Genomic DNA, 8,472 nt, shown 5'->3' on the forward strand with positions numbered 1-8,472 from the left:
AGAAACAAGTGGCAACATTCCTCCCCAAAATCACGAGCCTGTAACCCTGATCCCAACACAGGAATAAACACCCATGGACCGTTTCATCATCCTTTCCGGCTGCTCCGGCGGCGGCAAATCCACTCTCCTTGCGGAACTTGGCCGGCGCGGTTTCGCCACCGTGGAAGAACCGGGCCGTCGTATCGTCATCGAAGAAACCGGCAATGGCGGCACCGCCCTGCCCTGGGTCGACATCGAAGCCTTCGCCCGCCACGCCATCGCCATGACCCTCGAAGACCGGCAGAAAGCGCCGCCGGAAGGCCTCGTCTTCTTCGATCGCGGCCTGATCGACGCCGCCTCCGCGCTGCGCCATGTCAGCGGCGACAGCTTCATCGATGGGCTGCGCCATGCGCACCGCTATAGCAGGCTGGTTTTCCTCACCCCGCCTTGGCCGGAAATCTACCGGGGCGATAACGAGCGCAAACATGGTTTCGATGCGGCCATTGAGGAATATGAGCGCCTGTTCCGGGATTATGACGAGCTTGGCTACGATATTGCCGTCCTCCCAAAATCAACCGTCGAGGAACGTGCGGACTTCATCCTGACTCGGATCGGCTGAACGACATCAACGGGCTCGGCTTCAGAAATTTTCGAGCAATTGCGCAACGGTGACAAACTCGAATCCGCGTTGACGCAGGCCGTCGATGATCAGGGGCAATGCCTGCCGGGATACCTCGCGGCTTCGATACATGACATGCATGATGATGATTGAGCCGTTTTTCGTTTGCTCGATGACGTGCTTTGCAAAGGCTGCCGTATCCTCAGCGACATCGGGAAATGATTCCGGCTCGACATCCCACATGATGGTCTTTCGGTCATGACGTGAAAGATACCAGGGCAAGGTGAGCAGCTTCTTGCCATAAGGCGGGCGAAACATGATTTCGCCCTCATAGCCCGCAGCCCGGATAGCCGCATCGGTGCGCTCGATCTCCTCCGTGATCCGCGCCAACCCCATGAACATCATATTGGAATGCGTATAGCTGTGGTTACCGACCTGGTGTCCATCGCCCACGATCATACGTGCCTGCGGCCGGTTTTCTTCGGTCTCCTTGCCCGTCAGGAAAAAAGTCGCTTTTACCTCGCGCTCCCTGAGGATCGCCAGAACATTCTGCGTGTAGCGTGCCGAAGGCCCGTCATCGAAGGTCAGCGCCACCACCGGCTTGGCTGTTTCAACCCGCGCGATGATGCTTCCGAATGATTGCACCGTCCGGGATTTGCTGAAGAAATGCAGGCCGAGGAGTGCCACCGCCAGCCCGGCAACAACAAGGAACAGAAACAAGGCCCGCTTTATCGTCATTGCCACCCCTCATTGCAGTTTCCCTGAGAGGCTTTTGTTTCCCGCCTTGTTGTCTCCAGTGTGGCAAGCTGGGACCACAAAACAAAAAGCCCGGCATCGCTGCCGGGCTTCGATCGTTTATCGCAGAAAAGCTTAGCTGCCCTGCTGGATGTAGGTGAACTTGCCGTCCGGACCCTTCTTCCATTCGTACATGACGTAACCAGGAAGCTTCGGGTCACCCTTCTCGTCGAAGGAGATATCGCCGAGCGCGGTCGGGAAGGTGCCTTTCTTCAGGGCTTCGGCAACCTTTTCCGGCTCTGCGGAACCGGCGGCCTTTGCAGCGCCTGCAATCGCCTGCATCGCGGCATAGGAGTAGAGCGTGTAAGCTTCCGGGTTGAAGCCGGCGGCCTTGAACTTCTCCACGAGTTCCTTGTTTTCCGGGCGCAGTGTCGGGTCGGGGCCGAAGGTGTTGAGCGTGCCTTCGACGGCGTCGCCGGCGATGGAGGCGAGTTCGTTCGAGACGATGCCGTCACCCGAAACGAGCTTGGCCTTCAGGCCCTGGTCAGCCGCCTGGCGGATGATCAGGCCGGCTTCGGTGTGCAGGCCACCCCAGTAGATGATGGAAACGCCGGCTTCCTTCATCTTGGAGATCAGCGCGGAGAAGTCCTTGTCGCCGACGTTTACGCCTTCATACATGGCTTCGGTCACGCCAGCCGCGTTGGCGGCCTTCTTGGTTTCGTCGGCAAGGCCCTGACCATAAGGGGTCTTGTCGTGAATGATGGCGATCTTGGCGTCCTTGAAGTGGTCGGCCAGATATTTGCCGGCAATGCCACCCTGCTGGTCGTCGCGGCCGCAGGTGCGGAAGGTGTTCCACAGGCCACGCTCGGTGAAGACCGGGTTGGTTGCAGCAGGCGTGATTTCGAGAATGCCGTTTTCGGCGTAAACTTCAGAGGCCGGAATGGAAACGCCGGAGTTGAAGTGGCCGACAACGAATTTCACGCCGTCAGCAACGAATTTGTTGGCAACCGAAATGCCCTGCTTGGGGTCGGATACGTCGTCGCCCAGCACGATCTTGATCTGCTCGCCATTGATGCCGCCGGCGGCGTTGATGTCTTTCGCAGCCTGTTCGGCACCCTTCTGGATCTGAGCGCCGAAAGCAGCGTTCGGGCCGGTCAGCGGTGCGCCTACAGCGATCACGACATCGGCCCAGGCCGAACCGCCAAACGCGACCATGGCGGTCAGCGCGACAGCGGAAAGAAGAGACTTCTTCATTACTTTACTCCCAGTTCCTTTGGATGGGTTGATTGCGAGGACCTGTTCGGTACCCACCTTAACCGAACAGGAAACGTTCCACTCTGCCGAGTATTAGTGACCCCGGAAAAGACCGGCTGTCAATTTTTCTTTTTATAGGAAAATGCCGACGTGCGATCGTAAAGCCAATAGTAGTTATTGACCATCTGGCTCGTCCGGCGCATGCGGAAACCGATGCTGGAAAAGACCAGAAGAAGAACGACGTCAAACACGTAATAGAAGCCGTTGATGAACGGCCCGTTGAAGAGCGCGTGATGCAGAAACCGCAAAACGAGCCCCAGTGCGAGCGTGTAGATTACCACCCGCGTATAACCACCCCAGCCATCGGCCACGGACCTGCCCGTGCGCCATGCCGTCCAGAAACCCAGAAGAACAACCATCGCGCGCAGAACATAACGCACGCCGTTATCGGTTTCGAAAAAAAGGCCCTGCATCTCTTTCCCCATCAGTGCCGGGCTTGAACGCCCTGGCCCTGCCTTGTCTGTCGTCCCGCCGTTTTCCCGCCGGGCATTTTATTGTTTACGTCCCGCCGCCCGGCACCGGGGCCGCGGCAGGACGCCGTTCGCAATCTTGCGCCGCAAAACGTCCGGCGCAAGTAAAATCTTCAGTGCCTTCCGCCTTCCAGATAGGCGGCGCGCACCTGCGGATCGGCGAGCAGTTCCCTGCCCGAACCGCTCATCGTCACCTTGCCGTTGACCATCACATAAGCGCGGTCGGAAAGCTTCAAAGCGGCGAATGCGTTCTGCTCCACGAGGAAGACGGTCAGGCCTTCTTCCTGGTTCAGTTTCTTGATCGCCTCGAAGATGCCCTTGACGATCAGTGGCGCAAGACCAAGCGACGGCTCGTCGAGCAGCAGCAGTTTCGGCCGTGCCATCAGCGCGCGGCCGATGGAGAGCATCTGCTGCTCGCCGCCGGAAAGCGTGCCGCCGCGCTGGCTCTGACGCTCCTTCAGGCGCGGGAACATCACGAAGATCTTCTCGACGTCTTCCTTGAAATGTTTGAGATTGTCGAGATTGGCGCCCATCTGCAGGTTTTCCAGCACCGTCATGCGCGGGAAAATCCGGCGGCCTTCGGGCGACTGGGCAATGCGCTTGCGGGCGATCAGATGGGTCGGCAGGTGGGTAATGTCCTCACCGTCGAAGATCACCTGGCCGGCACGCGCCTGCGGGCTGCCGCAGATGGTCATCATCAGCGTCGACTTGCCGGCGCCATTGGCACCGATCAGGCTGACGATCTCACCCTTGTTGACTTCGACATCCACACCGGCCAGAGCCCGGATATTACCATAATAGGTTTCGACACCCTGGACTTTCAGAAGCGGTTCACCGGACATCAGGCCGCTCCTCCGTCGAGTTCTTCCGCAATCACGTCTTCCACTTCATCATCCTCGACACCCAGATAGGCGGCGATGACCTTCGGGTCGTTCTTCACATGGTCCGGCGAACCGTCGGAAATCTTCTGACCATATTCCAAAACCACCACATGGTCGGAAATCTGCATCACCACCGACATGTCATGCTCGATGAGAAGCAGCGACGTGCCCTCGTCACGGATGCCGCGCAGCAGCGTGTTGAGCGCCAGCGATTCCTTCGGATTGAGACCGGCAGCCGGTTCATCGAGGCACAGAAGCTCCGGCCCCGTGCACATGGCGCGGGCGATTTCCAGACGGCGCTGCGCGCCATAGGGCAGATCGCCGGCCGGATCGTCTGCGCGGTCGGTCAGATCGGCCTTTTCCAGCCAATATTTGGCCTTTTCGATCGAGGCATCCACCGCCCGCCGGTAAGCGGGCAGGCCGAGAAGGCCGAGGATCGTATAACCGGAGGCCTTCATCAGCACATTGTGCTGGGCCACCAGCAGGTTTTCCAGAACCGTGAGACCCGAAAACAGGCGAATGTTCTGGAAGGTACGCGCGACCTTGGCCTTCTTGGTGATTTCGAAATCCGGCAGGCGCTCGAGAAGATGCGCCTCGCCATTTTGCTGGCGCATGGTGATCATGCCCATGGTCGGCTTGTAAAAACCGGTGATGCAGTTGAAGACCGTGGTCTTTCCCGCACCGTTGGGGCCGATGAGCGCCGTGATCTCGCCGCGCTTCGCCTCGAAGGAGAAGTCGTTGATGGCCATCAGGCCGCCGAAGCGCATCGAGAGATGTTCGACCTTGAGGATCGTGTCATTTGTCATTGTTGTCGTTCCGGAAGCCATCAACCGTGACCTTCCTTGGTAAAGCTGCCGGAGACGGCCTTGCGCTCCTTGAGGAAGGCCGTGGGTTCACGCGAGCCGACGAAGCCGCGCGGCTTGAACAGCATGACGATGACCATGCCGAGACCGAAGAGCAGCATACGGTAGAGTTCCGGCGTGAAATCGGGTCCGAAGACATGCTTCAGGAATTCCATTTCACGCAGCGCTTCGGTGCCGCCGACCATGACCAGCGCCGCAATGGCGATGCCCGTGAGCGAACCCATGCCACCGAGAACGACGATGGCGAGAATGACGGCGGATTCCACAAACGTAAAGCTTTCCGGCGATACGAAACCCTGGCGGGCGGCAAAGAAGGAGCCGGCAAAACCGCCGAGCATCGCCCCCGTCGCAAAGGCACTGAGCTTGGTGATGACGGTGTCGATGCCGAGCGAACGGCAGGCGATCTCGTCCTCGCGCAATGCTTCCCAAGCCCTACCGATCGGCATGCGGCGCAGCCTGATCGTAACATAGGCCGTTAGCAAACACAGAAAGAGGATCACGTAGAACAGGAAGATTTTGTAATAAGCCGAAGACGGCGGAAGACTGAAGACCTTGATGAAGTAATTGGGTGCTTTGGCATCGAAGGACCAGATACCGAAGACAGACGCCTTGGCGATGCTTGAGATGCCGAAAGTGCCCTTGGTCACTTCCGTCCAGTTCACGATGACAAGACGGATGATCTCACCGAAGGCAAGCGTGACGATCGCCAGATAGTCGCCGCGAAGACGAAGGACCGGGAAACCGAGGATGATGCCCCAGAAGCCGGCGAGAATGCCGGCGACCGGCAGAAGCACCCAGAAGGACAGGCCGAAATGGCTTGATAGCAGCGCATAGGAATAGGCGCCCACCGCATAAAAGGCCACGTAACCGAGATCGAGCAGACCGGCCAGGCCAACGACGATATTGAGACCCCAGGCCAGCATCACATAGATCAGGATCTGGACGCCGAAGTTATCGACCATTTTCAGCGAACCCTGGACACCGAAAAGCTGCACGGCGATGACCGGATAAAGCAGCAGAAGAACCAGTGCCAGCTTCAGAAAGTGCTTATGAAAAAAGCCCTTCTCTTCGGAAATCTCCAGCACGCCGCTCTTGGCCTTGGCAAGCTTGCGACGATCGAGCGACGGCTTGATGAAACCGACCACGAGGAAGCGGCCGACGGCGGCAATGCCGACGAAAACCGCCAGCAGACCCCAGCGGGTGCCCCAGATCAACTGGTTGTTGATATCCTGATAGGTGACGATGCCGACATAAAGAACGAACATGCCGAACGAGATGAGGCCTGCAATCAGGCCCTCCTTCACGGCCGTCGCCATCAGGCTCGGGCCGGAAGAGGTGTTTTCGGAAACGATATTGGCCATGATGTCACACCTTCTCGACTTCCGGACGACCGAGAATACCGGTCGGCTTGAAAATCAGCACGAATGCCAGGATGCCGAACGCTGCAACATCCTTATAGGCAATGGAGAAATAGGCGGACCAGAGGGACTCGATGAGGCCGATCAGCAAGCCACCCAGCACGGCGCCCGGCAGCGAGCCGATGCCGCCCAGAACGGCTGCGGTGAAGGCCTTGACCCCCGGGATGAAGCCGTCGTTGAACGTGGTGACGCCGTAATACATCAGGTACATCGTACCTGCGACGGAGGCGAGCGCCGCACCCATGATGAAGGTGATGGAGATCGTCTTGTCGACATCCACGCCAAGAAGCGCCGCCATCTTGCGGTCCTGTTCGGTAGCGCGCTGGGCACGTCCAAGCGGAGTCTTGTTGACGATATACCAGAAGGCAAAGAGCAGCACTGAGGTGACGACCATGATGATCAGCTGCTTCAGCGAAACGGTGACGGTGCCGAAATGGTAGCTTTCCGTCACCATGGACGGGATCGGCTTGTTGCGCGGACCCTGGGTGACCTGGATGAAGTTGGACAGCACGATCGACATGCCGATGGCAGTGATCAGCGGTGCGAGACGGAAGGAACCTCTGAGCGGGCGGTAGGCGACACGCTCGATCACCCAGTTCCACAACCCGGTCATCAACATGGCGACGACCATCATCAAAAGCAGAAGAAGCGCCACCGGAATGCCGGCGACAAAGGATGTCACGATCAGGAAAACGATCAGCGCGGCGAAGCCGCCAAGCATGAAAATATCGCCATGGGCGAAGTTGATCATGCCGATGATGCCGTAAACCATCGTATAGCCGATAGCGATGAGGCCGTAGATCGATCCAAGAGTCAGCCCGTTGATGAGCTGCTGGATAAAATACTCCATGTCTTTCCCCCGGGCACGACCTCGAATGGGTCACACCTCGTTATGTTAATTATAGGGGAAACCTTCAGGCAGACCCCCACCCTCAAAATGCATATCGTGTTCGTTAAAAATGTGAAGTCAAAAACGGGCGATCCTGCACAAAATTTGGAATTTCCACATGGACTGCCACTTTCCCGGTCAAAAGGGCCATGATTTTGGCAGGAAGTGCTGAAAAAATGACGGCCGGATGCTTATTTTAGCATTACGCAAGCCCGTTATTTGACGGGCAGCGGGCAAAGGAGTAGCGAAGATCGAAATGGCAAAATCCCCTTACGGGATGGCCCCGTCGCCGGATGGCTGTGGCAAAGAGATGATCGACATATTGACGAAAGCGGCGCTGGACGCCGGGCAGGCGATCATGGCGGTTCACCGCGCCGGCCCGCATGTGTCTTATAAGGATGACTGCTCGCCGGTGACCGAAGCCGATCAGCGCGCCGAGACGATCATCCTTGCGGCGCTGGCCGCCCACTTCCCGGAAATCCCCGTGGTTGCCGAAGAAGCCGTGTCGAACGGCATCCTGCCGGAAACCGGGGCGGAGTTCTTTCTGGTCGATCCGCTTGACGGCACCAAGGAATTCATTTCCGGCAAGGACGATTTCACCGTCAACATCGCGCTCATCCGCAACGGCGTTCCGGTGGCCGGCGTGGTCTACGCCCCCTGCCGCGGCCAGGCATGGACGGGTGAAGACAACGCCGCCGAAAAACTCGCAATATCAGGCGACGGCGCGATCCTGTCGCGCCACCCCATCCGCGCCCGCCGTCGCGGCGCCTCCCCGGTGGCGCTGATCAGCCGTTCGCACTGCACGGCGAAAACGGAAGCCTTCGTGGCCGAACACGGGCTGAAGGACTGCATCTCCGTCGGTTCCTCGCTGAAATTCTGCATGCTGGCGGAGGGCGCCGCCGACATCTACCCCCGCTTCAGCCGCACCATGATGTGGGACACGGCCGCCGGCGACGCCGTGCTGCGTGCCGCAGGCGGCCGGACGCTCGATAGCGAGGGGCGGCTGCTTGCCTATGCGGTGAGGGGCGAGGGCGAGGATGCGCTGGCCAATCCGGATTTCATTGCCGAAGGGGCGATGGCGGTGGAACACGCGGGGTAATACCCGCTTGCCGTCTCCTGTGGTTCTTGCTGCGTGTGGCATCGGATTTTTGCGTTGATGAGCTTTGCATATGCGGCTCACCCCCCTCTGCCCTGCCGGGCATCTCCCCCTCAAGGGGGGAGATCGGGAAGTCGCACTCCCCCGCTTCATTCTCAAGCGTTGAGATGACCGAGGCATAGCCGCAAGTCGATCTCCCCCCTTGAGG

9 protein-coding genes are annotated in these 8,472 nt (G+C 58.9%); 2 read left to right on the forward strand and 7 right to left on the reverse strand.

All coding sequences use genetic code 11. The annotated features are described in order from the left end of the window. The first annotated feature begins 73 nt into the window (after positions 1-73). The gene (locus tag QD336_RS22985; RefSeq protein ID WP_499172281.1) at positions 74-598 is read left to right on the forward strand and encodes an AAA family ATPase; all 525 of its coding nucleotides are present in this window, start codon (positions 74-76) and stop codon (positions 596-598) included. A 21-nt stretch (positions 599-619) separates the two neighbouring features. On the opposite strand, the gene QD336_RS22990 is transcribed toward QD336_RS22985, so the two are convergent. The 7 genes from QD336_RS22990 to QD336_RS23020 form a co-directional block, all read right to left on the reverse strand. Beyond that, positions 620-1,336, reverse strand: coding sequence for a polysaccharide deacetylase family protein (locus QD336_RS22990; RefSeq protein WP_499172283.1), 717 nt, complete (start codon positions 1,334-1,336; stop codon positions 620-622). Between the two features lie 132 nt (positions 1,337-1,468). Continuing rightward, positions 1,469-2,587 carry a branched-chain amino acid ABC transporter substrate-binding protein gene (locus tag QD336_RS22995; protein WP_269340289.1) on the reverse strand — a complete coding sequence of 373 codons (1,119 nt, stop codon included), beginning with the start codon at positions 2,585-2,587 and terminating at the stop codon, positions 1,469-1,471. A gap of 119 nt (positions 2,588-2,706) precedes the next feature. Continuing rightward, positions 2,707-3,060 (reverse strand): DUF6867 family protein, encoded by a 354-nt coding sequence (locus tag QD336_RS23000; protein WP_269340288.1) that lies wholly within the window; start codon positions 3,058-3,060, stop codon positions 2,707-2,709. A 170-nt stretch (positions 3,061-3,230) separates the two neighbouring features. Beyond that, positions 3,231-3,959: an ABC transporter ATP-binding protein gene (locus tag QD336_RS23005; protein WP_499172285.1), complete on the reverse strand. Its 729-nt coding sequence runs from the start codon at positions 3,957-3,959 to the stop codon at positions 3,231-3,233. Continuing rightward, positions 3,959-4,825 (reverse strand): ABC transporter ATP-binding protein, encoded by an 867-nt coding sequence (locus tag QD336_RS23010; protein ID WP_269340285.1) that lies wholly within the window; start codon positions 4,823-4,825, stop codon positions 3,959-3,961. The genes QD336_RS23005 and QD336_RS23010 overlap by 1 nt, the downstream gene beginning before the upstream one ends. Then, entirely contained in the window at positions 4,825-6,177 is a 1,353-nt protein-coding gene (livM, locus tag QD336_RS23015; protein ID WP_442864872.1) for a high-affinity branched-chain amino acid ABC transporter permease LivM, read from the reverse strand. The genes QD336_RS23010 and livM overlap by 1 nt, the downstream gene beginning before the upstream one ends. Before the next feature lie 49 nt (positions 6,178-6,226). Continuing rightward, a complete protein-coding gene (locus tag QD336_RS23020; RefSeq protein ID WP_269340282.1) occupies positions 6,227-7,129 on the reverse strand; it encodes a branched-chain amino acid ABC transporter permease in 903 nt (300 codons plus the stop codon). A 349-nt stretch (positions 7,130-7,478) separates the two neighbouring features. On the opposite strand from QD336_RS23020, the gene cysQ reads away from it, so the two are divergent. Further along, positions 7,479-8,267: a 3'(2'),5'-bisphosphate nucleotidase CysQ gene (cysQ, locus tag QD336_RS23025; RefSeq protein WP_269341371.1), complete on the forward strand. Its 789-nt coding sequence runs from the start codon at positions 7,479-7,481 to the stop codon at positions 8,265-8,267. The last annotated feature ends 205 nt before the right edge of the window (positions 8,268-8,472 follow it).

This window comes from Rhizobium sp. BR 250 (assembly GCF_047445855.1).
GTDB lineage: Bacteria > Pseudomonadota > Alphaproteobacteria > Rhizobiales > Rhizobiaceae > Agrobacterium > Agrobacterium tumefaciens_I.

What these genes read in the sequence shown, in the direction of transcription:
- livM (WP_442864872.1), bottom strand. Translation starts at nt 6,177, where the DNA reads ATGGCGACGGCCGTGAAGGAGGGCCTGATTGCAGGCCTCATCTCGTTC.
- QD336_RS22985 (WP_499172281.1), top strand. Translation starts at nt 74, where the DNA reads ATGGACCGTTTCATCATCCTTTCCGGCTGCTCCGGCGGCGGCAAATCC.
- cysQ (WP_269341371.1), top strand. Translation starts at nt 7,479, where the DNA reads ATGATCGACATATTGACGAAAGCGGCGCTGGACGCCGGGCAGGCGATC.
- QD336_RS22990 (WP_499172283.1), bottom strand. Translation starts at nt 1,336, where the DNA reads ATGACGATAAAGCGGGCCTTGTTTCTGTTCCTTGTTGTTGCCGGGCTG.
- QD336_RS23010 (WP_269340285.1), bottom strand. Translation starts at nt 4,825, where the DNA reads ATGGCTTCCGGAACGACAACAATGACAAATGACACGATCCTCAAGGTC.
- QD336_RS23000 (WP_269340288.1), bottom strand. Translation starts at nt 3,060, where the DNA reads ATGCAGGGCCTTTTTTTCGAAACCGATAACGGCGTGCGTTATGTTCTG.
- QD336_RS22995 (WP_269340289.1), bottom strand. Translation starts at nt 2,587, where the DNA reads ATGAAGAAGTCTCTTCTTTCCGCTGTCGCGCTGACCGCCATGGTCGCG.
- QD336_RS23020 (WP_269340282.1), bottom strand. Translation starts at nt 7,129, where the DNA reads ATGGAGTATTTTATCCAGCAGCTCATCAACGGGCTGACTCTTGGATCG.
- QD336_RS23005 (WP_499172285.1), bottom strand. Translation starts at nt 3,959, where the DNA reads ATGTCCGGTGAACCGCTTCTGAAAGTCCAGGGTGTCGAAACCTATTAT.